The 24,319-nt window shown below is 72.6% G+C and carries 26 protein-coding genes; 9 read left to right on the top strand and 17 right to left on the bottom strand.

Annotation, left to right across the window (positions count from 1 at the left end; genetic code table 11):
- Positions 1–100 precede the first annotated feature (100 nt).
- The gene (locus EDF24_RS05465; RefSeq protein WP_123701356.1) at positions 101–1,891 is read right to left on the bottom strand and encodes a phosphatase PAP2 family protein; all 1,791 of its coding nucleotides are present in this window, start codon (positions 1,889–1,891) and stop codon (positions 101–103) included.
- Positions 1,892–2,008: 117 nt separating this feature from the next.
- Positions 2,009–2,998 (bottom strand): CPBP family intramembrane glutamic endopeptidase, encoded by a 990-nt coding sequence (locus tag EDF24_RS05460; RefSeq protein ID WP_185021564.1) that lies wholly within the window; start codon positions 2,996–2,998, stop codon positions 2,009–2,011.
- Positions 2,999–3,078: 80 nt separating this feature from the next.
- Here EDF24_RS05460 and EDF24_RS05455 point away from each other — a divergent pair, with 80 nt between their 5' ends.
- On the top strand, positions 3,079–3,768 hold the full coding sequence (locus tag EDF24_RS05455; RefSeq protein WP_123654476.1) for a metal-dependent transcriptional regulator: 690 nt from the start codon (positions 3,079–3,081) through the stop codon (positions 3,766–3,768).
- Positions 3,769–4,134: 366 nt separating this feature from the next.
- Here the strand turns inward: EDF24_RS05455 and EDF24_RS05450 are convergent, their stop codons facing one another.
- Positions 4,135–5,427: a sodium:proton exchanger gene (locus EDF24_RS05450; RefSeq protein ID WP_260233356.1), complete on the bottom strand. Its 1,293-nt coding sequence runs from the start codon at positions 5,425–5,427 to the stop codon at positions 4,135–4,137.
- Between the two features lie 285 nt (positions 5,428–5,712).
- Positions 5,713–6,357: a HEAT repeat domain-containing protein gene (locus EDF24_RS05445; protein WP_123701353.1), complete on the bottom strand. Its 645-nt coding sequence runs from the start codon at positions 6,355–6,357 to the stop codon at positions 5,713–5,715.
- 68 nt (positions 6,358–6,425) lie between these two features.
- Here EDF24_RS05445 and EDF24_RS05440 point away from each other — a divergent pair, with 68 nt between their 5' ends.
- Positions 6,426–7,379: an aldo/keto reductase gene (locus EDF24_RS05440; RefSeq protein WP_123701352.1), complete on the top strand. Its 954-nt coding sequence runs from the start codon at positions 6,426–6,428 to the stop codon at positions 7,377–7,379.
- A gap of 71 nt (positions 7,380–7,450) precedes the next feature.
- Here the strand turns inward: EDF24_RS05440 and EDF24_RS19625 are convergent, their stop codons facing one another.
- Together EDF24_RS19625 and pyrE are read right to left on the bottom strand one after the other, a co-directional pair.
- On the bottom strand, positions 7,451–9,598 hold the full coding sequence (locus EDF24_RS19625) for a septum formation family protein (protein WP_123701351.1): 2,148 nt from the start codon (positions 9,596–9,598) through the stop codon (positions 7,451–7,453).
- Complete coding sequence (gene pyrE, locus EDF24_RS05430; protein WP_123654483.1) at positions 9,595–10,146, bottom strand: orotate phosphoribosyltransferase; 552 nt, start codon at positions 10,144–10,146, stop codon at positions 9,595–9,597. Before pyrE ends, EDF24_RS19625 begins: the two co-directional genes overlap by 4 nt.
- Before the next feature lie 77 nt (positions 10,147–10,223).
- Here pyrE and EDF24_RS05425 point away from each other — a divergent pair, with 77 nt between their 5' ends.
- Both EDF24_RS05425 and EDF24_RS05420 read left to right on the top strand, forming a co-directional pair.
- Positions 10,224–11,849, top strand: a complete 1,626-nt coding sequence (locus EDF24_RS05425; RefSeq protein ID WP_148070806.1) for a hypothetical protein — start codon at positions 10,224–10,226, stop codon at positions 11,847–11,849.
- Positions 11,850–11,914: 65 nt separating this feature from the next.
- Positions 11,915–13,261: a M23 family metallopeptidase gene (locus EDF24_RS05420; RefSeq protein ID WP_148070804.1), complete on the top strand. Its 1,347-nt coding sequence runs from the start codon at positions 11,915–11,917 to the stop codon at positions 13,259–13,261.
- A 16-nt stretch (positions 13,262–13,277) separates the two neighbouring features.
- On the opposite strand, the gene EDF24_RS05415 is transcribed toward EDF24_RS05420, so the two are convergent.
- From EDF24_RS05415 to EDF24_RS05390, 6 genes are all read right to left on the bottom strand, one after another.
- On the bottom strand, positions 13,278–14,051 hold the full coding sequence (locus EDF24_RS05415; RefSeq protein WP_311316791.1) for an aminoglycoside 3'-phosphotransferase: 774 nt from the start codon (positions 14,049–14,051) through the stop codon (positions 13,278–13,280).
- Between the two features lie 4 nt (positions 14,052–14,055).
- A complete protein-coding gene (locus tag EDF24_RS05410; protein WP_123701348.1) occupies positions 14,056–14,652 on the bottom strand; it encodes a hypothetical protein in 597 nt (198 codons plus the stop codon).
- Positions 14,649–15,236 carry a hypothetical protein gene (locus EDF24_RS05405; protein WP_123654487.1) on the bottom strand — a complete coding sequence of 196 codons (588 nt, stop codon included), beginning with the start codon at positions 15,234–15,236 and terminating at the stop codon, positions 14,649–14,651. The genes EDF24_RS05410 and EDF24_RS05405 overlap by 4 nt, the downstream gene beginning before the upstream one ends.
- Positions 15,233–15,559: a hypothetical protein gene (locus tag EDF24_RS05400; protein ID WP_123701347.1), complete on the bottom strand. Its 327-nt coding sequence runs from the start codon at positions 15,557–15,559 to the stop codon at positions 15,233–15,235. Before EDF24_RS05400 ends, EDF24_RS05405 begins: the two co-directional genes overlap by 4 nt.
- Before the next feature lie 89 nt (positions 15,560–15,648).
- The gene (locus tag EDF24_RS05395) at positions 15,649–15,840 is read right to left on the bottom strand and encodes a DUF2273 domain-containing protein (RefSeq protein ID WP_123654490.1); all 192 of its coding nucleotides are present in this window, start codon (positions 15,838–15,840) and stop codon (positions 15,649–15,651) included.
- Positions 15,837–16,283 (bottom strand): Asp23/Gls24 family envelope stress response protein, encoded by a 447-nt coding sequence (locus EDF24_RS05390; RefSeq protein WP_123654492.1) that lies wholly within the window; start codon positions 16,281–16,283, stop codon positions 15,837–15,839. The genes EDF24_RS05395 and EDF24_RS05390 overlap by 4 nt, the downstream gene beginning before the upstream one ends.
- Before the next feature lie 106 nt (positions 16,284–16,389).
- On the opposite strand from EDF24_RS05390, the gene EDF24_RS05385 reads away from it, so the two are divergent.
- Positions 16,390–17,226, top strand: coding sequence for an exodeoxyribonuclease III (locus tag EDF24_RS05385; protein ID WP_123701346.1), 837 nt, complete (start codon positions 16,390–16,392; stop codon positions 17,224–17,226).
- A gap of 103 nt (positions 17,227–17,329) precedes the next feature.
- On the opposite strand, the gene EDF24_RS05380 is transcribed toward EDF24_RS05385, so the two are convergent.
- On the bottom strand, positions 17,330–18,253 hold the full coding sequence (locus EDF24_RS05380; RefSeq protein ID WP_123701345.1) for an AEC family transporter: 924 nt from the start codon (positions 18,251–18,253) through the stop codon (positions 17,330–17,332).
- Positions 18,254–18,367: 114 nt separating this feature from the next.
- Here EDF24_RS05380 and EDF24_RS05375 point away from each other — a divergent pair, with 114 nt between their 5' ends.
- From EDF24_RS05375 to EDF24_RS05365, 3 genes are read left to right on the top strand one after another with little or no spacing between them, the layout of a single operon-like run.
- Complete coding sequence (locus EDF24_RS05375) at positions 18,368–18,958, top strand: nitroreductase family protein (protein ID WP_123654498.1); 591 nt, start codon at positions 18,368–18,370, stop codon at positions 18,956–18,958.
- Positions 18,959–18,978: 20 nt separating this feature from the next.
- Positions 18,979–19,401 carry an acyl-CoA thioesterase gene (locus EDF24_RS05370; protein ID WP_123654501.1) on the top strand — a complete coding sequence of 141 codons (423 nt, stop codon included), beginning with the start codon at positions 18,979–18,981 and terminating at the stop codon, positions 19,399–19,401.
- A gap of 52 nt (positions 19,402–19,453) precedes the next feature.
- Positions 19,454–20,224, top strand: a complete 771-nt coding sequence (locus tag EDF24_RS05365; protein ID WP_123701344.1) for an HAD-IIB family hydrolase — start codon at positions 19,454–19,456, stop codon at positions 20,222–20,224.
- A gap of 41 nt (positions 20,225–20,265) precedes the next feature.
- Here the strand turns inward: EDF24_RS05365 and EDF24_RS05360 are convergent, their stop codons facing one another.
- Positions 20,266–20,892: a phosphoribosylanthranilate isomerase gene (locus tag EDF24_RS05360; protein ID WP_123701343.1), complete on the bottom strand. Its 627-nt coding sequence runs from the start codon at positions 20,890–20,892 to the stop codon at positions 20,266–20,268.
- Between the two features lie 49 nt (positions 20,893–20,941).
- Positions 20,942–21,994: a serine/threonine-protein kinase gene (locus EDF24_RS05355; RefSeq protein ID WP_185017255.1), complete on the bottom strand. Its 1,053-nt coding sequence runs from the start codon at positions 21,992–21,994 to the stop codon at positions 20,942–20,944.
- Between the two features lie 189 nt (positions 21,995–22,183).
- Between EDF24_RS05355 and EDF24_RS05350 the strand changes: the two genes are divergently transcribed.
- Positions 22,184–22,387: a DUF2945 domain-containing protein gene (locus tag EDF24_RS05350; RefSeq protein ID WP_123654508.1), complete on the top strand. Its 204-nt coding sequence runs from the start codon at positions 22,184–22,186 to the stop codon at positions 22,385–22,387.
- On the opposite strand, the gene EDF24_RS05345 is transcribed toward EDF24_RS05350, so the two are convergent.
- On the bottom strand, positions 22,374–23,081 hold the full coding sequence (locus EDF24_RS05345; protein WP_123701342.1) for a DedA family protein: 708 nt from the start codon (positions 23,079–23,081) through the stop codon (positions 22,374–22,376). The two genes, EDF24_RS05350 and EDF24_RS05345, sit on opposite strands and share 14 nt — an antisense overlap.
- Before the next feature lie 51 nt (positions 23,082–23,132).
- The gene (locus tag EDF24_RS05340) at positions 23,133–24,293 is read right to left on the bottom strand and encodes an ROK family transcriptional regulator (protein WP_185021563.1); all 1,161 of its coding nucleotides are present in this window, start codon (positions 24,291–24,293) and stop codon (positions 23,133–23,135) included.
- Positions 24,294–24,319: the final 26 nt, after the last annotated feature.

Here is a 24,319-nt window from a genome sequence, read left to right as displayed (position 1 = left end):
CCGGGTGGAACGGGACCGGTCGGCCGACGTGCCGTGCACGCCGGCCGACGGGACCGGTCAGCCGACGTGCCGTGCACGCCGGCCGACCGGTGGTGGTGCGTCAGCCGCTGACGACGGGCAGGTGGATGCCGGTCGTCGGGACGACGGTGGTGCCGGTGCCGTTCCCGCTGCCTGCCGGGGCGGCCGCTGCCGTCACGGTGATCGCGAGCGGGTCGACGAGCGCCGAGGTGCCCGTCGCGTCGACTACGTCGACCGTGTGCGAGCCGGCGGCCGTGGCGGCCGGGATCGCGACGTTGCCGGACAGGTCGCCCGAGGCGTCCGCGATGAGCGTGCCGACCACGACCGGGTCGCTGTGCAGCACGACCTGGTAGCGCGCGCCGGCGGTGAAGCCGGTGCCGGCGAGGGCCAGCTCGGTGCCGGCCTGGACGCTCGTGCCGTTCGGGGCGGTGATGACACCCGTGACGACCTTCGCCGTGCCACCCGTCGAGACGACCTGCACGGACCCGTCAGCGGCGACCGCCACGGTCGCGCTCGTCGCGGCGGCGAGGTCGAGGCGCTGCCACGAACCGTTCGCCGTGCCCGACTGGTCGAGCGGCGAGCCCGATGCGATCTCGGTCTGCGCGAGCACCGCGGTGCGCTGCGCGTCGGTGAGGGTCGGGAACGTGGTGAGCAGGAGGTTCTCCGCACCGGTGGGGACCGACGGCGCGAGCCCCGTCGTGCCGGTCGCCGCGAAGCCGTACGTCATGCGCTCCTCGTAGACCTTCACGGCCGAGGCGCGGTCGGTGATGACCTGCGACGTGCCACCAGGGATCGCCTTGCCGCCGTAGGGGTCGTTCTCGTAGGGCTGCTCGGCGGCGATGCAGTTCGCGAGGGTGTCGCCGCACTTCGCCTCGAGGTAGCTGACGAGCTCCTTGCGGGCCGGCTCGAGGACGTCCGTCCGGTACGCGGTGTCCGACCAGCGGGCCGCCAGGGCCGCCTCGCCGTCGATGCGCCCGCCGATGATGTCGAGCGGGTAGTGCACGCCGAGGACGATGCGGTCGTTGCCGTTCTCCGAGGTGCGCGCGAGGATCTCCGGCGCGAGCTCCGGGACGAGCGTGGCCAGCGTGATGCCCGCCTGGTAGGCCGTCGTGGTGTGCCCGCTCGGGTAGGAGCCGCCGGTGCAGATGCCGGCCGTGCCGTACCCGGCGTCGAGGACGACGTCGTTCGGCGAGAACTCCCTCGTCGTGTCGGTGGCGACCGGGACCCGCGTGATCTTCAGCGTGCCGTCGGCGCTGGCGTAGGACTTCCCGACGCGGTTCGGCGTGACGGACGAGGCGTTCACCGTCGTCGGTGCGCAACCGGTCTGGTCGTCGCCCGCGGGCAACGTCGCCGTGGTGGTGGCCGGCAGGTACGGGCGCGGGTAGCTGAAGTGCGCCTTCGCGTCGCCGGTGCTGACGTACGCGCCGGTGGTGCCGTTCGAGCTGTTGATGAGCGCGCTGGTGAGCGGGAGGTCCCCGTCGGTACGGCCGTCGACGTAGATCTTCTCGAGTGCGGCACCGAGCCCCTGGGACACCGTGAACGACTGGTCGTAGGCGGTGTTCGTCGCGTTGTTGTACTCGGAGTCCTGCAGCGCCCGGAACTGCTGCGCCGTCGTGGCGTTCTGGTTGATCCAGGACGCCAGCTCGTCGTTCTTCGCGAGCGTCGCGGCGCCCACGACCGTGCCGTGCAGGTCGTTCGTGCCGCTGGACTTCCAGAACGAGTCGTAGCCGCCCAGGAGCGAGGTCAGGTCCGGCTTGGTGGTGTCGCTCGGGTAGCCGGCGGCGGAGGCCGCGAGCGGGGTGCCGATGACCAGGGACGTCGCGATCGCCGCGACGGTCACCCCCGTGGCCACGGCGCGTGCGGATGTGCGCATGCGTGGTTGCCGCCCGGGGACCCGGGCGGCGCTCCTCTCTGTGTACCGACCGTCAGTTGCTGACGAGAACGGTCAGACGGTAAGGAGGCCCGGTGTCGGTCCGGCGAACGGCCAGCGTCAGGAAGGTGAACCGGACGGGGTGTCTGTGGAGTCTCGCAGGTCGCGCACGCCGGGAACGGCCCGGCGTGCGTACACGCCGGGCGGCCGCACGACGTCACGCTGCGGCACGTCGTTCGGGGGCACGTCCTCGGGCGGCACGTCGTTCGGCGGCACGTCGTCGGGCGGCACGTCGTTGGGCGGCACGTCCCGCCAGCGTCGCCGCAGTCGGCGCGGCCGGTCGTCCCGCCACGCGATCACCCCGCCGGCGACGATGCCGAGCACGAGCACCGCGAACGCCACGAGCCCGAGCAGCCCCGCGAGCGCGATGTCGCCGAAGCCCCGGTTCGCGGTCGCGGACACCGCGATCGACCCGAAGTCCCACACCGCGTGCAGGAGCACCGGCAGGAGCAGGTTCCCGCTGAGCCGACGGGCGACGTACAGGACGGAGCCGAACGACGCCGCGAACACGACCTGGATCAGCGTCGGGCCGATCCCGGCGCCGGCGAGGGCGTTGAGCAGGTGCAGCAGCCCGAACAGCACGCAGGAGACGATCCACACGCCGAACTCGGGCAGCCGTCGGCGCAGCCCCACGAGGAGCACGCCGCGGGTCATCAGCTCCTCGAAGAACCCGACGAAGAGCACCCCGACCCCGAGCAGCGCGAAGTAGTGCCACGGCAGCGCGGTCCAGTCGACGAGCGGCAGGCGCGCCAGGCAGACGGCGAGGATCAGCGCGGGCGCGGTCCAGGTCCACCGTGGGCGTCCCCGGGTCGGGTCGACCGTCGCGATCCGCCACCAGCCGAGGGCCGTGACGACGACCGCCAGCCCGAGTGCCGCGATCCCCTCCGGGATGACGAGCGCCTGCACGACGCTGTCGACCGTGAGCCCGAGGGACGGGTAGTCGTCGCTCGGTCGCGCACGCCAGGCGCTGATCGCGGCGAACACGAGCATCGGTGCGAGGCCGACCAGGAGCGACGGCGGGACGGGCCAGCGCCGTCTCTGTTCGGTCATGCCTGTTTGTACCATTGGGACATGCGCCTTCCTTCGCTCTCGACCATGGCCCGTAGTAGCCACAGCACCACGGCGGCGTGATGCGACTCCCTTCTCTGTCGACCATGGCGGAGGACTACGTCAAGCTGATCTGGAAGGCCCGGGAGCGCGGCGACACCGGCATCGCGACCAGGGACATCGCCGCGTCGCTGAAGGTCTCCGCCTCGACCGTGTCCGGCAACCTCCGGAAGCTCGACCGCGACGGCCTCATCGAGCACACCCCGTACTACGGCGTCGTGCTCACCCCGCTCGGGCAGCAGGTCGCCGTGGCGATGGTCCGCCGGCACCGGCTCATCGAGTCGTTCCTGGTGTCCCGGCTCGGCTACACCTGGGACGAGGTCCACACCGAGGCCGAAGCGCTCGAGCATGCGGTGTCCGAGACGTTCCTCGACCGGGTGGACGCCGACCTCGGGCACCCGACGCACGACCCCCACGGCGACCCGATCCCGCGCACCGACGGCACCCTGCCTGACTCCCCCGGAGCGCTCCTCGGGACGATCGCGCCCGGGTCGTGCGGCACCGTCGACCGGGTGTCCGACGACGACCCGTCGCTGCTGCGGTACTTCGACGAGCTCGGCGTGGGGCTCGGCACGCACCTCCGGGTGGAGCAGGTCCGCGACTACGCGGGCGTCATCGCGGTGGCTCGGCGGGCCGCCGACGGGACGGAGTCCCTCGTCGACCTGCCGGCTGCGGCGGCCGACGCGATCTGGCTCGCTCCCGACGCCGACTGAGCCCCGCGCCCGGCGCGCCGCGCCCGCGGCGCGCACCCCGCGCACCCCGCGCACCCCGCGCACCCCGCGCACCCCGCTGAGATCGCACTTCGTGTCGGGTCGCGGTCGCCGCAGGCGACCCGAAGTGCGATCTCGACGGCGACGGAACGTGGGGGGGAGGTGGGGCCGACACCGTCGGACTGGAGGCTCGGTGCGGACCCGCGCCGAGCCTCCAGTCCAGAACGGGGCCTGGACCCGGCACCGAGATCGCACTTCCTGTCGGCTCGCGGTCGTCGCGGCGACACGAAGTGCGATCTCACCGGCCCGCAAGGGGCGCGCGGCGCGGCGCGGCGCGGCGCGGCGCGGCGCGGCGCGGCACGGGGCGCGTCAGCGCAGGGACGGGGACGACGGGCGGCGGAAGGGGGCCGCGAGCGTGGGGAGGATGTCGCGGCGGTTGATCCAGAACACCACGAGCGCCGCGACGACGTGCACGATGCTGAGCACCCAGCGCCCGTTCGTGTCCGTCACGGCGAACTGCACCGCGAACAGCGCCGCGAGGGCGATCGCCGACCACCGGTGGAACCGCAGCGCGATGATGATCGCGACCCCGAGCAGGGTCTGCGACGCGGTCAGCATGAACTCCTCGATCTGCCGGCCGTCGAGCGGCAGCCCACCGGTGGTGCCACCGCCGAGCACGTGCGCGATCGGCAGCGAGCCGACGAGCAGCGACCACTGGTTCACCTTCGACGCGATGAGCGTCCCGATGGCCGCGCCGCCCATCCCCCGCAGGGCGAACAGCGCCGCGACGATGAACTCCGGCGCCTCGGTCGCGAGCGGCGCGAGCCACTGCACGAGGAAGTAGCTGTCGATCCCGAGCGCGCTGCCCGACTGCACGAGGGCATCGGCGAAGGGCTCCGCGGAGGACAGGATGACCGCCGCGGCGACGACGAAGAGCGCCACGATCGTCCACCGCCGGGAGGTCTGCGACATCGACGCGATGTTGCCCGCCATGCCGACGAGCTCCTCGTCGTCGTCGTCCCCGTCGTCCGACACCTTCGACGCCCGCCACAGGTACAGCACGAACGCCGCGAGCAGCACGAACCCGAACCACATCGGGATCGACCCCATCAGCGGGATGAGGAACGCGACGAGCGCCAGGAGCGCCAGGAACCCGACGTCGAGCCGTGCGGAGCGCTCGAGCTCGAGCACCTTCGTGGCGATCGGGGGCATCGCGCCGCTGCGGACGAACCGCCGGGCGACGAGCAGCGAGATGATCACGACGAGGGGCCAGCCGAACCCGAGCAGCAGCCGGTTCGACCCGGTCATGTTGGCGGCCGCGAACTGCTCGTACGCGGGGTCGGATCCGGAGCGGAACGCGTAGTACAGGTCGACCGCGTACTCGGGCAGCACGGCGATGAGCGCGAGGATCGCGATGGCGAGCGCGCCGGCGATGTCCTTCTGCGCGGCCTCGGCTGCCCAGGCGAGCAGGAACGACGCGGCGACGACGGCCGCACCGAACACGAGCAGGTCGACGACGGGGTTCGGCGCGAACCCGCCGATCCGGAAGACGACGGCGGGCAGGGCGACGGCGATGCAGATCGCGATGCGTCCCCAGGCGCTGGCGCCCATCCGCGACACCGCGACGGCGGTCGCCGTTGCGGGAGAGAGGGTGTTCGTCATGGTGGTCCTCGTGGTCGAGCCATGACGCTGCACACACCTGAGCGGCTTCGGCCATGGCGGAACGGCCGAAGGTCTCGCTCGCCTCTGCCGTGCGGTGGGCACGGGCCGAGGTGGTGCACCGGGCCGATCGTCGTGATGGCCAGTGTGTCGATGCACGCGCTGGGAGCTACTCCCCTTCGACACCCACCTTGGCGCGCTCCGATCGGCATGCGCAAGCCGATCGGGCCTGTTCGGCATCCCGAATCCTGAGTGTCGACAACCCGCGCCGCCGATGCGCGGAGCGGTTCAGCCCTTCGCGGACCGCGTCCGGCCGAGTGCGACCTCGCGCCGCGCCCGCTCCCGCGCGAGCTCCGACCCGGCGGACGGGTCGTGCAGCAGCCGCTCGGTCTCGGCGGCGTGCGCGCGGACGTCCTCGTTCCGGTGCGACGCCGCGTCGCCCAGCACCGGCTCGACCACGTCAGCGCCGAGTCCGACGAGCGCCCGGCTCAGCGACAGCCGCATCTCGGGGTCGGCCTGCCCGAGCTGCACGGCGAGTGCGCGGGCGAGCGCGGAACGGGAGTCGTCGGGCACGAGCACCGCCGCGGCCCGCCAGGCCGTCCGGACGACGCCCGGGTCGAGGTCCTCGAGCCGCGCTGCGACCTGCGGGTACACCGACCGGTCGTGGATCTTCGAGAGCGTGTGCAGCGCCTGGCTCCGCGCCTGCGCCTCCGGCCGGTCGAGCTCCCGCAGGACGCGCGGTACGACGAGCTCCGCCGGCAGCCGGATGAGCGCCCACGTGAGCATCTCGCGGACCTGCAGGTCCGGCTCGATCGCGCACTGGTCGACGAGCGTCTCGAGATCGTCCGCCGTCGGCGTCGTCCCCGCCGCCATCACGGCGCGCAGCCGCACGGTGGCGCGGGGGTCGGTGAGGTACGTGACCAGTGACGTCATGTTCCGATCATGCCAAGGGTCGCGGCCTAGCGTGGGCCCGGAACCGTACCGATCTGAAAGGAATCCGCATGCCCCGCATCGGAACCAGCGACCTCACCGTCTTCCCCCTCGCCCTCGGCGGCAACGTGTTCGGGTGGACGGCGGACGAGGCCACCTCGCACCAGGTCCTCGACGCCTACACGGCCGCCGGCGGCGACTTCGTCGACACGGCCGACGTCTACTCGGCGTGGGGCGACGGCAACTCCGGTGGCGAGTCCGAGACCGTCATCGGGTCGTGGTTCGCGAAGTCCGGCAAACGGGACGACGTCGTCATCGCGACGAAGGTCTCGCAGCACCCGGAGTTCCCGGGGCTCTCCGCGGGCAACGTCGCGAAGGCCGCCCGCGCGAGCCTGCAGCGGCTCGGCACCGACCGGATCGACCTGTACTACGCGCACTTCGACGACCAGGACACGCCGCTCGAGGAGACGGTCCGCGCGTTCGACCAGCTCGTCCGCGAGGGCCTGGTCCGGTACACGGCGATCTCGAACTACTCGAAGGACCGCGCGGCGGAGTGGATCCGCATCGCGGACGAGCACGGCCTGGCGAAGCCGGTGGCGATCCAGCCGCACTACAACCTCGTCACCCGCGAGCCCTACGAGTCCGAGATCGCGCCGCTCGCGCACGAGGCCGGGCTCGGCGTGGTGCCGTACTTCTCCCTCGCCGCCGGATTCCTGACGGGCAAGTACCGCACGAAGGACGACTTCGCCGGCAAGGACCGCGAGGGGCAGGTCTCGGGGTACTTCACCGACGAGGGCCTCGCGGTCGTGGACGCGCTGTCCACCATCGCGGGCGCGCACGACACCGAGATCGCCACCGTGGCGCTCGCCTGGCTGCAGGCGCAGCCCGACGTCGTCGCGCCGATCGCCTCCGCCCGGAACACGGAGCAGCTGCCGGCGCTCCTCGCCTCCGCCGAGCTCGAGCTGACGGCGGACGAGGTGCGGACGCTCTCGGACGCGTCGGCGAAGGTCCCGGCCGCGGCCTGAGACACGACCGAAGAGCGGACGGGAGGCTCCCCACCGGACCGGTGGGGAGCCTCCCGTCCGTCCCGTGGTGACTACGCGGACGGCGCGAGCGACCCCGTGATCGTGCCGCCGCCGGAGCGGGTCACGAAGCAGGACCAGAACCGGTCACCGGCCTGCCAGGAGGCGGCGTCCGGCGGGTACACGCTCTGGACCTGGACGTCGCCGTAGGACGACGCGGCGGTGACGTTCAACGCCCCGGTCGACTGGCACTGGTCGGTGGCGATCCGCTGCGCCTCGGCGGTGCCGGGGTAGGCGTCCGCCTCGATCGCGCCGCGGCTGGTCAGCTGTGCGAGGTGCGCGGCGGAGCAGTCGACGACGGTGAAGTCCTCGGCCCAGGCGTTCGTGAACGGCGTCAGGCACTCGCCACCGGCGAGCTCGTACCAGGCGTGCTGCCCGGCCGATGCGGTGGTGGTCGCGAACGAGATCGTCGGGGCCGAGGCTGGCGTGGGCGCTGCCGCGGGGGCTGCGGAGGACTTCGTCGTGATCGAGGCGGACGCGGCGGCCGGCGACTTCGTCGGCGTCGTGTGCTCCTCGATGTTGTTGCCCATGATCCACCGCGTCAGTGCGAAGACGGCGACGAGCGCGATGAGGATGATCACGACTGCGCCGCCGATGAGCAGCTGCTTGCCGCGCTTGCCCTCGCCCCGGAGCTTCGCGAAGCCCTCGTTGATGAAGTTGCCGCTGTCCGCGGGCGGCGGGACCGGCGGACCGGCGGCGTACGCGGGACGGCCGGGCGCCGGCGCGTGTGCCGGCGTGATCGCCGCCGGCATCATCCGGGTCCCCGTGTCGTGCGGGTCGTACCCGGTGGTGCCGAGCTGGTTGACCGCCTGCGTGCCGAAGAGGTCCTTGATGGCGCTCGTGTCGCTGGTCTCGCGACCGTCCCACTCGGACTGGTCGAGGTCGTCCGGCGCGGTGCGCGGCAGCGTCGTGTCCTGCTGGCCGGTGTCCGTGGCGCCGCGGATGCCGAGGATCGCGTCGAGGTCCTCGCCGACGGCGGGCGGGAGGTGCGCCGGGTACACGTCGTTCGCGGACGCCGGCTGTGCGGGCGTCGGCTCGACGAGGGGCGGCACCTGTGTCGTCGGGGTCGGCTGCGCGGCGTCGGGCTCGGCCCACCACGGGGTCTCGCCGGTGCGGACGGCATCGTCGACGAGGGACCAGCTGCCGCTGTCGGTGTCCGGAGCCGACTCGGTGGCCGGCGCCGACTCGGTCTCGGGTGCCGGGGCCGGCGTGGGCGCAGGGACCGGCGTGGGTGCGGGGGCCGGGTCGGTGCGCTCCGCCGACGGGATCGGCATCGCGGTCGTCGTCGTGTCGAACGGGTTCGACGTCAGGGTGGTCGGGACCTCGCCGGTCACGTCGTCCTGCACCGCCCAGTCGAACGGACGGTCGACCTGCGGCGGCTCGGCCGTCGGCGCGATGCGCAGGAGGTCGGTGAAGCTCGGCGGTTCCTCGGTCGGGGGCAGCGCGTTCGGCACGCCGACGGGCTGCGCGATCGGGCCGGTCGGTGCGGGGACGCCCGCGATGCCGGCAGGCGGCAGCGGTGCGCCCGTGGCGCGGCCGAGCCAGTCGACGTCGTCACGGCCCTCGCCGCGGGGGTCGGTGCGGCGCCGCTCGTCCTCGATCGCGCGGGTCTGCGCGGCCCGCTCGTCCCGGTGCGCCTGCGCGGTGGGCAGCACGATCGAGCTCGGGTGCGGGGCGGTGGTGTTCGGGGGGACCGGCGCTGCCGCGGGGATGCGGCTGCCGAGGAGCGAGCGGTCCGGGTCCGAGGCGGGCTGCGCCGGCTGCGAGGGACGGGCGAGTTCCTCGGGCATCGAGATCGCCTGGGTGGACTCGTCCATCGGCGAATCGGGGATCGGCTGCTCGGGCGCTGCCGGTGCTTCGGGTACCGCCGGCGCTTCCGGCGCTTCCGGCGCTTCCGGGGCCGACGGCACCGTCGGCGGCTCGAAGGGCTCCGGGAGCGGCGCGCCGGTCTCGGCGGCGGCACGTTCGGCCTCGCGCCGTTCACGGCGGGACGGCCACTCGTCGGCCGTCCGCGGCGCACCGAAGATGTCGGCGGCACTGCGGAGTCCGGGGAACCGAGCGTCCGAGGCGGACGCGGGCGGGGCCTCCTGGCCGTCTGCCCCCGTTGCGGGGCGGGCGGCGTCGTCAGGCTCGCGCGCGTCGTCCGGACGCTCCCCGGTCACGCGGTCAGCCCCAGATCAGCCAGCCCGATGGCTGCGAAGTACGGGTAGCCGGCGGCCTCGATGGTCTCCTTGGCACCGGTGTCGCGGTCGACGACGACGGCGACGGCCGCGATGATCGCGCCCTCGCGCTCGAGCGCCTCCGCGGCCTTCAGCGGGGAACCGCCGGTGGTGGAGGTGTCCTCGAGCACGACCACGCGCTTGCCCGCGAGGTCCGGACCCTCGACCTGCTTGCCGCGGCCGTGGTCCTTCGGCTCCTTGCGGACGACGAAGGCGTCGTAGGCCTTGCCCTGCGCGGCGGCCTGGTGGAGCACGGCGCTGGCGATCGGGTCGGCGCCCATCGTGAGCCCGCCCACCGCGAACACGTCGGGGACCTGGTCCACGAGCTCGGTCATGACCTGCCCGATGAGCGGCGCGACACGGTGGTCGAGGCTCACCTTGCGGAGGTCGATGTAGTACGTCGCCTTCTTCCCGCTGGTCAGGGTGAAGTCGCCGTGGAACACCGCCTCGGCCTTGATGTGGTCGATCAACTGCTCGCGCGCGTCCGTCACAGCGCACAAGGGTAGCCGGTCCCGCCATGACGGCGCTCATCGGGTCCGTCCGGAGCCACGATCGGTACGCTCCGTCCATGCCCTCCGCCCGTCTCCGCTCGCTCGGGCACGAGGCGCTGGGTGGGCTCGTGGCGCTCGCCCTGGCCGTGATCGCCCTCCGCCACGTCATCGCCACGGCGCGGGTCTCGCTGCTCTGGTACGACGGCGACTCGGTGCTGCTGCCGATGGTCGTCCGGTCGATGCAGGCGGGTGAGCCCTTCGAGTGGGCGATGTCCCCGGCGCTGTTCTTCTTCCCCGAGCTGCCGGTCTACCTGCTGTGCTCGGTCGTCACCGGGACCCCGCAGCAGGCCCTGGCGCTGAACGGCGTGCTCGTCCTCGTCGCGGTGTACGCACTCCTGCGGGCGGCGGCGAACGAGCTGATGCCGGCTGCCGGACGCCCGGCCCGCATCGCGGTGTCCGCGATCGCGCTCGGGTTCCTGACCCTCGTCGTCCTCACCGAGTCGAGCGCCACCGCGACCTCGCTCGAGCTCGCGTCCCTGCTGCTCACGACCACGTACTACTACGGGGTGGCCCTGGCGCTGCTCGCGACGGCCGTGCTGGTGCTTCGCGCGGTCCGGACGGGCCGCGCCTCGACCACCGTGCTCGTCGTCCTCGGGCTCGTCGCCGCGTGCACGACGGCGTCGAACCCGCTGTACGTCCCCTGGTCCGGCGCTCCCGTCGTCGTCACGCTCGCCCTGCTCGTGCTCGCCCGGCGGGTGCCGTGGCGGCTGGCGTCGTGGCTCTCGGGCGTGGTCGTCGCGGGCGCCGTCGTCGGGTACCTGGTGCGGATCCCGCTCCGGCCGTTCGTCTCGCTCGACCCGTCGACCTACGTCCACCCCGAGCACGCGTTGACCACGCTCGGCTTCTTCGCGTCCCTGACCGACGTGCGAGCGGGCACGGCCGCGGGCGACGCGGGCCTCGTGCTCATGCTGATCGGCGTGCTGCTCTCGGTCGGCGGGACGGTGTGGGCATGGCGGGTGCGGACCTCGCGCACCGTCCTCGTGGCGACGCTCCTGCCGCTCGTCACGGTCGCCGCCGTCTCGGTCGGGGTGATCGCGGCCGGGTCCGAGACCCCGCGGTACCTGGAGCCCGTCGTCGTCGCACCGCTCCTCGCCCTGGTCGCGGTGTGCGAACTCACCCGGTCCGCCGTCCGGAAGACCCGCGTGCACCGGCCGCTCCGCGGGGTCCGCGTCACGCTGGCGATCGGCGCGGCAGTGGTGCTCGCCGCCGGGGTCGCCGTGACCCCGAGCACCGTCCGCACCGTCCGCACGGCCGCGTACGAGCCCGCCGACTGCCTCGACCAGTGGGCCGACGGGCGCGACGTGGTGGGCGTCGGTCAGTTCTGGACGGTCCGACCGCTCGCCACCTACGCGGCGACGAACGTGGACATGCTGCAGGTCCGGGACACGTTCCAGGTGTACCCGTGGCTCGTCGACCTCGGCGCCTACCGAGATGTGGCCCCGACCTTCGTCGTGGTGGGGTCCGGCGACGTCTGGTCCACCCCGGTCGAGGACTCCCTCGGCGCCCCGGTGTCGGTGACCCACTGCAGCGGCTTCGACATCTGGGACTACGCGGGCACCGACGGCGCGGACGTGCTCCGGCGGGACGTCGTCGGCAGCGCGACCGCGGTCCTGCAGGAGCGCGGGTTCGCGGCCGGTTCGTAAGAGAGTTCTCCACAGTGGTGCGTCGGCATCGCGCGGTTCCTGTGCGGATGTATAGGCTCGCCGGGATGACTCGCTCCGCCGCCCGCTCCCCGCATCCCCGACCGTCCGCGCGGATGCCGCGCGCCGTGCGGTCGCCGCTGGCCGTGCGGCTGCGCGTCGCCGTGGCCGCGTTCTCGCTCGTCGGACTCGCCGGGGCACTCGTCCTCGACGCTCCCCCGGCGCAGGCGGCGACCTACCCGTCGTGGGACGACGTGATGGCCGCCCGCGGGCAGGAGTCGAAGAAGAACGACCAGATCGCCGACATCGAGACCCTCATCGGCGACCTCGCCTCGAAGGCCGATGCCGCCGTGGCCGAAGCGGAAGCACGCGGCAACGAGTACTCCGCCGCCCAGCGGAAGGCCCAGCGCGCCGCCGAGAAGGAACAGACCCTCCGCGCCGACGCCGAGGAGCACGCCGAGATCGCCGAGCAGAGCGCCGCGCAGGCCGGCCAGTTCGCCGCGCAGATGGCCCGCTCCGGTGGGGCCGACGTCACGACGAGCGTGCTCACGGGTGGTGAAGACGCCAGGGACCTCCTGTACGACCTCGGTGCGCTCAGCAAGCTCTCCGAGCAGGCCGAACGGGTCGAAGCCGTGGCGAGCGCCGACGCCGCCGTTGCTCGGGCGCTCTCGGGGCAGGCGGACCGGGCGGCCACCGCCCTCGCCGAGCTCGCCGCCGAGGCAGAAGCCCGGATGGCCGACGCGCAGGCCGCGTCCGACCGGGCACAGACCGCGTACGACGAGCAGCAGGACAACAAGGCCCGACTCGACGCCCAGCTCGCGACCCTGACGTCCGGCCGCGTCCGGACCGAAGCGGAGTTCGCCAAGGGCGAGGCGAAGCGGAAGGCCGACGAAGCACGTGCCCGTGCCGCGGCTGCGGCGGCCGCCGCGGCAGCAGCAGCGAACAGCGGTGGCGGGGGCAGCAGCGGTGGCGGCGGCGGGTCCGGCGCGGTCGGCTCGGGCTCCGGCTCCGGCTGGGTCCGTCCCGCCGGCGGCTGGATCACCAGCGGGTACGGCTCCCGCGTGCACCCGATCACCGGCGCAGTGACCTTCCACGACGGCATCGACCTCGGCAGCGGCTGCTCGACGGCCATCGTCGCGGCGGCAGCGGGGACCGTCGAGTACGTCGGCTGGTACGGCGGCTACGGCAACTACGTGCGGATCGACCACGGTGGCGGGGTGAAGAGCGCCTACGGGCACATCGTGAGCGGCGGCTTCCGGGTCGCGCCGGGGCAGCGGGTCGCTGCGGGCACGCTCGTGGCGCTCGTCGGGTCGACGGGCAACTCCACCGGGTGCCACCTGCACTACGAGACCCACGTCGGCGGCGGCACGACCAACCCGGTCTCCTTCATGGCGGCCCGCGGCGTCGCGTTCTAGCGCGGCACCCGCCGCGTCAGACCTCGTCGACGTCCAGGTTCCAGAGCGCCCGGTACCAGGCGGTCCGCTCCTGGTCGGGTGCGATCCCGTACGCGTCGTGGAACACCGCGTCCCACCCCGGCCCGTAGTTCCACCCGAGCGCCATCGTCGCCACGGCGATGTCCGCCCACCGGTCCGCGACCCCGAGCGCGCCGAGGTCGACGTGCCCGTTCCACCGGCCGTCCGCCCCGAGCAGCGTGTTCGGCGAGCAGGCGTCCCCGTGGCAGACGACCGCCAGGTCCGGCGCCGGGGCGGGTCCGATCACGTCGACGTCGACACCGGCCGCTCGTGCCCGGTCCAGGCGCGCGTCGTCCGACCAGGCGAAGGGGCACTCCGCGACCGGCAGTGTGTCGTGCATCGCCCGCAGCCCCTCGGCGATGCCCACGACCGCGGTGCGCGGTTCGTCCCGCCAGCGCGGGTCGACGGCGCTCCACCCCGGCACGGCCCGCGTACGGAGCCAGGCGCCGTCGTCGTCGACCCCGTGGTCGAGCACCTCGGGCACGCGCAGCCAGCGACCGGCCCACTCGAGCCGTTCCGCCTCCGACGTGATCCACCCGGCGTACCGGCTGGGCACCCACTTCAGGTACTCCTCAGCCGTGTCGGCGCCGCCGGAGCCGCCGACACGGAACGTCTTCCCACCGATCTCGTTCAGCCACACCGGCACGAGCGGCCGACCGGCAGCGATCGCGGCGACGACCGCCGGCACCGGCACCGCGGCGTCCGGCGCGGGGATGCTGCTGCCGATCGACACCACGTCAGTGCACGCGGTCCGGGCGGGACGAGCCGGCTCCCCCGCGCGCGATCTCCAGCAGCACCGGCAGCTCGTCGCCGAGCAGCGCGTCGAGGTCGGCGACGATGCCCTCCACCCGCTCGGTGATCTCCCGCGGTGCGGCCCCCTTGCGCGGCCGGACCTTGATCCGGACGGCGCGACGGCGGCGGACGCGGTACACGTCGACCGCGAGCGAGGCGACCTGCGGCAGGTCACCGATCGCCGACGAGAGCGCGTGCTGGACCGCGGCGGCGTCGATGCGGACCGCGCCGGGGAGGCTGTCCGACGCGCCGTCGTCCTCGACGACGGTGCCGACCCGTCCGCCACCGAGCGTGGTCAGGACGACGAGCGCGAGGACCCCGAGCAGGACGGCGCCGCCGAGGACCCACGACCATGCGGCGATCGAGGCACCGCGTGCCGCGTCGACCCCGAGGTCGCCGAGGGCGGCACGGGCTGCGTCGTGCCAGAGGTCAGCCGCCTGCGGGACCGTCTGCACGAGGACCGCCCCGACCCCGGCGACGAGGAGCGCGACGCCGACGACGATCAGCGCGGTGCGGCTGAGCGCCCGGTTCGTGGCGTTCATCCGTCGACCCGTCCGGTCGGCTGCACCCGGACCCGCGCGGTGACCGCGGGCACGGTGGCGATGTCGGCGAACTCGCGCTCGACCGCTTCGGTCGCGGCCACGGCGGGTACGTCGACGCCCGCAGCGGGACGGAGCACCACGTCGACCGTGCGGCGGCCGACCGTGCCGACGGCCGCGTCCGGGCCGAGCCGGGTCGCTCCCCGGGCCGCGCGGGCTGCTGCGGAGGCCAGGACCTCGTCGTCGACCACGACGGCGAGGCGGCGCGAGGCCATCTGGTGCCGCGGACGTCGCTGGGGCAGCACGCCCTGCAGCAGGAACACGAGCCCGACGAAGCCGACCACGGCGCCGACCCCGATGACGACGGCGTCGATCAGCCCTCGAGGGGCACCGGCGGCCGCGTCGACCACCGCTCGGGGGTCGATGCCCGCGACGTTCTGGTCGAGGAACACGAGCGTCGCGGCGAACACGGCGGCAGCGGCGACGACGAGCACGACGACCATCGCGACGACGACCGTCCCCGAGCGGGACACGTGCGTCTCGCGCCGGAGCACCCGGCGGTACAGGGCGTCGTGTTCGGAGGTCATCGGACCCTCCTCGGGGTGTCGATCACGGACGACGAGAACGTCACGTCGACCCGTTCGACCTGGCGGCCGGTGATGACCACCATGCGCTCGGCGATCGTCGCACGGGCTCGGTGCGCCGTCCGGACCACCGGTTCGTCGGGGACCGTGTGCGAGCCCAGCACGGGCACGGCGAGCGGGGCGGTGATGGTGACCGCGAGGGAACCGCGGCCGTCGTCGGCGACCCGGGCACGGACCTCCCGGAGGGGTGCACGGAGCGCCTCGGCGGCCACCGCCTGCGCGGTCCGGACCAGAGCGGTGGTGCCGATCCGGTCGTACCCGGCCACGCGCGGAACGGGGACAGGACCGGCGGGAACGGGGACAGGACCGGCGGGAACGGGGGCAGGACCGGCGGACGGCAGCGTGGGCGCTCCGCTCACGACGAGCTCCGACGACCGCGGAGCACGTCGAGCAGTCGGCGGAAGTCGATGTCACCGGTCGCGATGCGTGCCACCACGCCGCCGACGAGCATGAAGACGGCGACCACGACGAACGCCCAGAACCCGAGGGTCAGCGCGACGATCGCGAGGAGGGCGCCGACCCCCATCCCGACGACGGTGGCGGTCACCGGACGCGACCCTCGGCCTCGTCGGGAGCCTGGTTGAGCGCCGGGATGTTGACGTCGTTGATGGCGATGTTGACCTCGGTCACCTCGAGCCCGACGAGCTCGGTGACGGCCTTCGTCACGGACGCCCGGACGGCGGAGGCGACGTCCATCATCGGCGTCGGGTAGTCGACGACGATCGTCAGGTCGACGGCGACCTGGGTCTCGCCGACCTCGACGCGGACGCCCTGGCCGAGCGCGCTCGACCCGATCGCGTCACGGATGGCGCCGAACGCGCGTGCCGCGTTGCCGCCGAGGGCGAAGACGCCGGGGACGTCCCGGGCGGCGATGCCCGCGACCTTGGCGACGACCTGGTCGTCGATGATGGTCCGTCCGGCGCTGGTGACCTGCGTGGTGACGCTGCCGGTGGACGTGGTCCCGTCGACGCGGTTGCTCGTCGATGCCATGGTGGTGCTCCTCACATCTGCGCTGTCTGCTCGCTGCTGTTGCTCGCTCCAGGGAACACCATCTGCCCGCACGTCGTCCGGAGCCCCGACCGGTAGGTTCGATCCCATGCGCGTCGCGACATGGAACGTCAACTCCGTCCGCACCCGAGTCGGTCGGGTCGTCGACTGGCTCGTCCGGGAAGACGTCGACGTCCTCGGCATGCAGGAGATCAAGTGCAAGCCGGAGCAGTTCCCGGTGGAGGCCTTCGAGGCAGCCGGCTACCACGTCGAGGCGCACGGCCTGAACCAGTGGAACGGCGTCGCGTTCGCCAGCCGGCTCCCGATGGACGACGTCACGCGCGACTTCCCCGGCCAGCCCGGGTTCCTCAAGGGGCACGAGGGCCCGGAGCTCCCCGTCGAGGCCCGCGCCATCGGCGTCACCGTCGACGACGTGCGGCTCTGGAGCCTCTACGTCCCCAACGGCCGTGAGGTCGGGGACCCGCACTACACGTACAAGCTCGACTGGCTCGCGCAGCTGGCGGACCGCACCACCGAGTGGCTCGCGGAGGACCCGTCGCTGAAGCTCGCGTTGATGGGCGACTGGAACGTCGCGCCCCTCGACGAGGACGTCTGGGACATGCGCGTCTTCGAGGGTGCCACCCACGTCAGCGAGCCGGAGCGCGCCGCGTTCCGGGCGTTCGAGGAGCGCGGGCTGCACGACGTCGTCCGGCCGCTGGTACCGACCGGGTACACGTACTGGGACTACAAGCAGCTCCGGTTCCCGCGGGGCGAGGGCATGCGCATCGACTTCGTGATGGGGTCGCAGGCCTTCGCGGACGTGGTGACCGGGGCGACGATCCACCGCGACGAGCGGAAGGGCGACGCCCCGAGCGACCACGTCCCGGTGGCGGTGGACCTCGACCTCGAGACCTCGCTCGACGACGACCGCCCGATGATCTTCTGAGCCGCGGGCGCGCGCGGACCGGTCGCGACACCGGACGGGAGGCTCGTGGCGGCCCCGCACCGAGCCTCCCGTCCGATGTGGGGTCACGACACCCCGCTCATCGCTACGGGTGCAGCAGCGCCGCGATCGCGACGAGCACCGGCACCGCGCCGAGCGTCGAGATGAGCACGACGTCGCGGGCCACGGGCACCGCCGCGTCGTACCGCTGGGCGTAGTTGAACACGTTCTGCGCCGCCGGCAACGCCCCGAGCGTCGTCAGCACGAACACCTGCTGCCCGTCGAGCCCGAACACGAACCGCGCCAGCACGAACGCCACCGCCGGCATCACCACGAGCTTGATCGAGGACGCCACGATGACGTCGGTCCGGATCGCCGGGTCCTTCAGCGGCGCCGCCCCGTGCAGGCTCATCCCGAAGGACAGCAGCACGACCGGGACGGCCGCGGCCCCCACCAGTGCGAACGGTTGCAGCACCGGATCCGGCAGCTGCACGTGCAGCGCGGAGAACAGCAGCCCCAGCAGCGACGCGATGATGAGCGGGTTCGTCACCAGTCCGAGCACCCGGCGCCGCCATCCGCCTCCTGATGCCGTCGCGGCGTCGAGGATCGTCAACGCGATCGGTGCCATCACGACGAGCTGCAGCAGGATGACCGGCACGACCGCGGTGGCCTGGCCGAGCACGTACACGGCGACCGGCAGGCCGATGTTGTTGGCGTTGACGTAGCTGGCGGCCAGTGCCCCGACGGTCGTCACCGTGATCGAGCGCCGCAGCACGAGCCCGAACACGAGCGCGGTGCCGACGGCGACCAGGACGGCGCTGAGCAGGGAGACCCACAGCATCGGCGACACCAGCGAGGCGATGTCGGCCGTGGCGATGGTGTGGAACAGCAGGCACGGCATCAGCACGAAGAACGCGAGCCGGCTCATCACGAACTGGGCGTGCGGCCCGAGGAGCCCGACGCGGCCGACGACGTACCCGGTCGCGATGATCGCGCCGATGATCGCGAAGCCGATCAGTACGCCACCCATCGGGTCCATCCTGGCAGACGCGCGAGCCGGCGCGGCGGGCGTGCCGCAACGTCGGCGACATGTGACGTCGTTCAGGACGGAAATGCGTACGCATCGAATAGCGTTGACGGCATCATGACCAACGCCACGACGCTCACCCGTTCGACCGACTCGAGCCAGCCCCTCGTCCCCCTGCTCGAGGAGCGCTGGAGCCCGCGCTCCTACGACGAGACCGCGACGGTCTCCGACGACCAGCTCGACGCCGTCCTCGAAGCGGCTCGCTGGGCCGCGTCCGCGAACAACTTCCAGCCGCGCCGCTTCATCGCCGGCCGCCGTGGCACCGAGACCTTCCGCAAGATCAACGAGAACCTCATCGGCTTCAACGCCGGCTGGGCCTTCCGCGCGAGCGCACTCGTCGTCGGTGTCCTCGAGACGCAGTCCGAAGAGGGCGACGTCCGCCGCTTCGCCGAGTACGACCTCGGCCAGGCGATCGCCGCGCTGACCGTCCAGGCGCACGCCGAGGGCCTCCACGTGCACCAGATGGCGGGCATCGACGCCGCCGGCCTCGCCGCCGCGTTCGGTCTGCCGGAGCGTTTCGTCCCCTTCACGGTGACCGCCATCGGCACGGTCGCCGACCCGTCGCAGCTCGACGAGAAGGCCGCCGAGCGCGAGGTCGCACCGCGCACCCGCATCCCCCTCGACGAGGTCGTGCTCGTCAAGGAGTAGCTCGCGTAGAATGTCGTGACATGGAGCAGCACGACGAACCCGAGATGAACTTCTACACCCGCAAGTGGGTGCGCCCCGAGGACCTCAACGCCAACGGCACCCTGTTCGGTGGCAGCCTGCTCCGCTGGATCGACGAGGAAGCCGCCGTCTACGCGATCATCCAGCTCGGCAACGGCAAGGTCGTCACGAAGTACATGTCGGAGATCGAGTTCGTCTCCTCCGCGAAGCAGGGCGACATCGTCGAGATCGGCCTCGTCGCGACGCGCTTCGGCCGCACGTCCCTGACGATGCGTGCCGAGGCGCGCAACCTCTTCACGCACCGGAGCATCCTGACGATCGACGAGGTCGTGTTCGTGAACCTCGACGCCGACGGCAACCCCGCGCCGCACGGCTACACCGACATCACGTACGCACGCGACCGGGTTCCCGCACACATCGCGTGAAGCCATGCGGCTGGTTGGAGTCTCCGAGCAGCCGCCTGACAGAATCGGGGACATGACCGCACCTCGCCTCGTCGCCTTCGATCTGGACGACACGCTCGCCCCGTCGAAGTCCTCGCTCGATCCCCGCATGCTCGAGACCTTCGCCGCCCTGCTCGAGGTCGTCCCGGTCGCGGTCATCTCCGGCGGCAACTTCGAGCAGTTCGAGACGCAGCTCGTCACGCCGCTCCGGCACCGCGAGGGGCTCACCCTCGACGACCTGCACCTGCTGCCGACCTGCGGCACGCGCTACTACCGCTGGGCGGGCGACGACTGGGCACTGCAGTACGCCGAGGACCTCACCGAAGACCAGAAGGCCCGCGCCCTCGCCGTCGTCGAGGCGCAAGCGAAGGACGCCGGCTACTGGGAGTCGGAGACCTGGGGCGCGATCCTCGAGGACCGCGGCTCGCAGATCACGTTCTCCGCGCTCGGCCAGGCGGCGCCGGTCGACGTCAAGAAGGCGTGGGACCCGACGGGTGCGAAGAAGGACGACCTCCGTCGTCGCGCCCAGGCGGAGCTCCCCGACCTCGAGGTGCGCTCCGGCGGCTCGACGAGCGTCGACATCACCCGCAAGGGCATCGACAAGGCGTACGGCATGCAGCGTCTCGCGGAGCTGACCGGCATCGCGCTCGACGACATGCTCTTCGTCGGCGACCGGCTCGACCCCGAGGGCAACGACTACCCGGTGAAGGCCCTCGGCGTCCCCTGCCACGCGGTCGAGGGCTGGGAGGACACCGACGCGTTCCTCACGGAGCTGATCCCGACGCTCGGGCGCACGTCCGCCTGACGGCCGGTTCGCACCCCGCCGGGAGGCCCGGTGCGGCTCCGTCAGCCGATGCTGCGGACCGCTTCCACGAACGCCCGGATCTTCGCGGCGTCCTTGACGCCGCGCTCGGACTCGACACCGCTCGACACGTCGACCCCGTCCGGGTCGAGGCTCTCGACCGCGGCGACGACGTTCGCGGGGGTGAGTCCGCCCGCGAGGATCCAGGCTTCGTCGATGCCGTCGGCGATGACGGACGGGTCGATCAGTCGGCCGCTGCCGGGGACGGCGGCGTCGAGGAGCAGCAGGTCGTGGTCGTAGGACCCGCGCTGCTCCGGGGTCTCGCGGAGGTAGTCCTCGGCGGCGACGGCACGGATCGTGAAGAACCCGGCGTCACGGGCGCGGGCGAAGTCGGGCGCCGACTCGCCACCGTGGAGCTGGAGCGTGGTGAGCCCCACCGCGGAGGCGATGCCGACGATCTCGTCGATCTCCTGGTCGCGGAACACCCCGACCGCGTCGATGCCGTCCGGGACCCGCTCGACGAGTTCCTTCGCGAGGTCGGCCGTCACGGTCCGGGGGCTCCCCGCGGCGAAGACGAACCCGACCGCGTCGGCGCCCGCGTCGATGGCGGCGTCGACGGTGTCCGGCGTCGAGAGTCCGCAGATCTTGATCCAGCGCTGGTCGGTGCTCATGCGTTCCATCCTGCCCGACGGGACCGGCGGTCGGGTTCGCTCGGCGCGATCAGTGCAGGGTGCCGGCGACGTAGCTGAGGGCACAGGCGAGCAGCACGCCTGCCGCGGCGAACGACCCGGTGAGGATGTTCCGTCGCCGCCACCGCCGGACGGCCACGAACGTGCCGCGCTTGGCGTGCCGGTGCGCCGCCCGGTGCATGCGGTGGTCGCGCTTGTGCGCGACCCGCTGCGGGCCGAGCGGGACCGGGCCGGTGACCTGGGTGGATCCCCCGCGGAGCGCACGGGCGACGGCCACCGCGGTGGGTCGTCGTGCCGGGTCGCGGTCGGTCATCCGGAGGAGCAGGTCTCGCCAGTCCGGGCCGACGGCGTCCGGGATCTCCGGGCTCCGGCGGAGTCGGGCGAGCGCTGCTTCGACGAGCGTGCCGGAGTACTCCTGCTTGCCCGTCAGCGCCTCGAGCAGGACCAGACCGAGGGAGTAGACGTCGGTCGCGTAGCTGATCGGCTCCCCGGCGACCTGCTCGGGGCTGAGGTAGGCGGCGGTGCCGATGATCGTGCCGTCGTTGGTGAGCCGGGAGCCGTCGACGAAGTGCGCGACCCCGAAGTCCGTCAGCTTCACGGTGCGGGCGAACCCGGAGGACCCGTGGTCGCTGATCAGGATGTTCGCCGGCTTCACGTCCCGGTGCACGATCCCGCGGGAGTGCACGTACGCGAGCGCGTCGGCGAGCTGCGCGCCGAGGTCAGCGGCCTCGTAGTTGTGGAGAGCCCCCTCGGCCAGGCGGCGGAGCAGGGTCGTGTCGGCAATGAGCTCCATCACGATGTACCGGTGCGGTCCGTCGGAGAACTCGTGCGTGCCGGCGTCGTAGAGCGGGATCAGGCCGGGGTGCGAGAGCATGCTGAGCAGCCGGATCTCGCGTTCCTGGCGCACCCGGTCGGCCGTCGTCATGGCCTGCGGTGTCGCGAAGAGCTTCACGGCGACGAGCCGGTAGGTGTGCTCGTCGCGGGCTTCGTAGACCGAGCCCATCCCCCCGGTGCCGATGAGCCGGGACAGCCGGTACCGACCGGAGAGCACCGTCTCGGTCCGTTGGTTGTCGACCAGGGTCATCGTGCGTGTCGTTCCGTCGGGAGCCAGGAGGAGGCGATGGTTGCTCGCGTGGTGGCTCATCCAGTACGGTACGCGTTCGCGAGGCTGAAAGCGCGGGTGTTATGCCTTCGTGACCAGGGGTACATCCCTGTGTTCATGCGGATGTATCGGGGTTTAGGCTCTGCCCACATCACCCGGAGAGGATGACTCATGGCGCTGACGAAGGGCGACGAGGTGCACTGGAACACCTCGCAGGGGAAGACGACCGGCAAGCTCGTGCAGAAGCGCACGAGCGACTTCGAGTTCGACGGTCAGACGTTCAAGCCGACCGACGACGACCCCTACTGGATCGTCGAGTCGGAAAAGTCCGGCAAGCGGGCCGCACACAAGGAGTCGGCGCTCACGAAGGCGTGACGCCGGACCGCCGGCGGTCGGCCTTCTCCGCCCGCGAGCGACGGACGCGCCGCACCACGAAGACGATGACGACGCCGGCGATCGCCGCGTACATCCCGCGGTCGATCCACTCGGTGTAGCCCTCGATCTTCTCGTACTGGGTGCCGAGGGCCGCTCCGCCGAGGACGAGCAGGCTGTTCCACACCCCGGACCCGATGATCGTGAACACCGAGAACGACACGAGGTTCATCCGGTCGGCGCCGGCGGGCAGGGAGATCAGGCTCCGGACGATCGGCACGAGGCGCCCGAAGAGCACCGCGCTGCGTCCGTGCCGGTGGAACCAGCCGGCCGCCTTCCGGAAGTCGTCCTCGTCGACGAGCGGCAGCTTGCCGAGCCACCGAACGGTCCGCTCGAAGCCGATCACCCGGCCGAGCCAGTAGAGCACGAGCGCCCCGACGTACGAGCCGAGGGTCGCGAGGACCAGCACGAGGACGAGGTTCATGCGTCCAGCGCCGGCGAGGAAGCCCGCGAGCGGCAGGATCACCTCGGACGGGATCGGCGGGAACACCGTCTCGACGAAGAGCATCAGCGCGACGCCCCACTCGCCGAGTGCGTCGATGAGCCGGAGGACCATCCCCGACAGCCCGCCCATCTCCGCGTCGGATGAGGAGGACGACGCGACGGACGTGGCGGCGGCGGCGAGGGCAGTCGTCATGCCGCCATGGTCCCTGAACGGCCTGACAGGTCGCGCAGAGCGGCCTGGGGATCAGCCGCCGAGGCCCATGTGCGTCGCGCGCACATGGGTCAGCGACCGCGCCAGCGCTCCGCGCGCGACGGCGTCCCGTCCGAGCGTGGACGGCACGATCGCGACGGGGTGGCGCAGCTGGGGCCCGACCGCCTCGGCGAGCGCCGCGCAGAACACCTCGGCCGCCGGGGTCACCTCTCCCCCGACCACCACGACCTCCGGGTCGATGGTCGCCACGAGCTGCGCGACGCCGGTCGCGACGTCGGCGGCGAGCGCCCGGACCACGTCCGCGGCGGCCGCGTCGCCCTGCCCGGCCGACACCATGACGGACTCGAGGTCCGCGCCGGACGGGATCCGTGCCTCCAGTCGGGCGGGTGCGCCGGGCCAGCCCGTCGATGCCAGGCCACCCACCTCGCCGGCCGCGCCGCGGGCTCCGCGGGCGAGCGCGCCGTCGATCAGGTACGCGGCGCCGATCTGGCGGCCCATCACGAGGTAGAGCGCGTCCCGGACCCCGCGGAACGATCCCCACATCGTCTCCGCGGTGGCGGCGAGCTTGGCGTCGTTGCCGAAGAAGGTCATCGCCGTCGGGAAGAGGTCCTGGATGCGGCCGGGCATGCGGCCCTCGACCCACTGCGGCACCGCGATCGTGTAGTCGATCGAACCGTCCCGGTCGACCACGGCCGGGACGCCGAAGGTCGCGGCGAGGAGCCCGCCGGCCCCGGGCGTCGAGGTGAGGCGTGTCACGACGTCCTGCACGCTCGCCCATGCCTGATCTGCCGATGCCAGGTTCGGGTAGACCTCGTCGACGCGGGCGATCTGCTCGCCACGGAGGTCGGCGAGCACGCCGACGATGCCGTGCAGCCCGAGGTCCACCCCGAGCACGGACCCGACGGCCGCGTCCGCACGGAACCGCTTCGCCCGGCGACCGGCCTTGTTCGGCGTCGCGATCGCGTCCGCCTCCCGCACCCAGCCCTCCGCGACGAGGTCCGCCAGCGACGCCTCGACGGTGGGTCGGGACAGCCCGACGAGTCGGCTCAGCTCGGTGACGGTGAAGGTCTCGGTGGCGGACGAGCCGTCGCCGCGGAACAGCTCGTCGAGGATCGCGCGGGAGTTGATCAGCCTGAGCGTGCCGGGCGAGCTTCCCACGACCCCGCTCGGGATCGTTGACAGGGTCTCGCTCACAGCCATAGCCTCCACATTACGAAAGA

The organism is Curtobacterium sp. PhB130 (genome assembly GCF_003755165.1).
In the GTDB taxonomy this organism is placed as follows: domain Bacteria; phylum Actinomycetota; class Actinomycetes; order Actinomycetales; family Microbacteriaceae; genus Curtobacterium.
The sequence above is the reverse complement of the archived record's forward strand: the minus strand, read 5'-3'. Positions and strand labels throughout refer to the sequence as shown.

Bases quoted from the DNA above. Each gene is read 5' to 3' on its own strand.
- EDF24_RS05465 (WP_123701356.1), bottom strand. From the start codon at position 1,891: ATGCGCACATCCGCACGCGCCGTGGCCACGGGGGTGACCGTCGCGGCG.
- EDF24_RS05460 (WP_185021564.1), bottom strand. From the start codon at position 2,998: ATGACCGAACAGAGACGGCGCTGGCCCGTCCCGCCGTCGCTCCTGGTC.
- EDF24_RS05455 (WP_123654476.1), top strand. From the start codon at position 3,079: ATGCGACTCCCTTCTCTGTCGACCATGGCGGAGGACTACGTCAAGCTG.
- EDF24_RS05450 (WP_260233356.1), bottom strand. From the start codon at position 5,427: ATGACGAACACCCTCTCTCCCGCAACGGCGACCGCCGTCGCGGTGTCG.
- EDF24_RS05445 (WP_123701353.1), bottom strand. From the start codon at position 6,357: ATGACGTCACTGGTCACGTACCTCACCGACCCCCGCGCCACCGTGCGG.
- EDF24_RS05440 (WP_123701352.1), top strand. From the start codon at position 6,426: ATGCCCCGCATCGGAACCAGCGACCTCACCGTCTTCCCCCTCGCCCTC.
- EDF24_RS05425 (WP_148070806.1), top strand. From the start codon at position 10,224: ATGCCCTCCGCCCGTCTCCGCTCGCTCGGGCACGAGGCGCTGGGTGGG.
- EDF24_RS05420 (WP_148070804.1), top strand. From the start codon at position 11,915: ATGACTCGCTCCGCCGCCCGCTCCCCGCATCCCCGACCGTCCGCGCGG.
- EDF24_RS05410 (WP_123701348.1), bottom strand. From the start codon at position 14,652: ATGAACGCCACGAACCGGGCGCTCAGCCGCACCGCGCTGATCGTCGTC.
- EDF24_RS05405 (WP_123654487.1), bottom strand. From the start codon at position 15,236: ATGACCTCCGAACACGACGCCCTGTACCGCCGGGTGCTCCGGCGCGAG.
- EDF24_RS05390 (WP_123654492.1), bottom strand. From the start codon at position 16,283: ATGGCATCGACGAGCAACCGCGTCGACGGGACCACGTCCACCGGCAGC.
- EDF24_RS05385 (WP_123701346.1), top strand. From the start codon at position 16,390: ATGCGCGTCGCGACATGGAACGTCAACTCCGTCCGCACCCGAGTCGGT.
- EDF24_RS05380 (WP_123701345.1), bottom strand. From the start codon at position 18,253: ATGGGTGGCGTACTGATCGGCTTCGCGATCATCGGCGCGATCATCGCG.
- EDF24_RS05375 (WP_123654498.1), top strand. From the start codon at position 18,368: ATGACCAACGCCACGACGCTCACCCGTTCGACCGACTCGAGCCAGCCC.
- EDF24_RS05370 (WP_123654501.1), top strand. From the start codon at position 18,979: ATGGAGCAGCACGACGAACCCGAGATGAACTTCTACACCCGCAAGTGG.
- EDF24_RS05365 (WP_123701344.1), top strand. From the start codon at position 19,454: ATGACCGCACCTCGCCTCGTCGCCTTCGATCTGGACGACACGCTCGCC.
- EDF24_RS05360 (WP_123701343.1), bottom strand. From the start codon at position 20,892: ATGAGCACCGACCAGCGCTGGATCAAGATCTGCGGACTCTCGACGCCG.
- EDF24_RS05355 (WP_185017255.1), bottom strand. From the start codon at position 21,994: ATGACCCTGGTCGACAACCAACGGACCGAGACGGTGCTCTCCGGTCGG.
- EDF24_RS05350 (WP_123654508.1), top strand. From the start codon at position 22,184: ATGGCGCTGACGAAGGGCGACGAGGTGCACTGGAACACCTCGCAGGGG.
- EDF24_RS05345 (WP_123701342.1), bottom strand. From the start codon at position 23,081: ATGACGACTGCCCTCGCCGCCGCCGCCACGTCCGTCGCGTCGTCCTCC.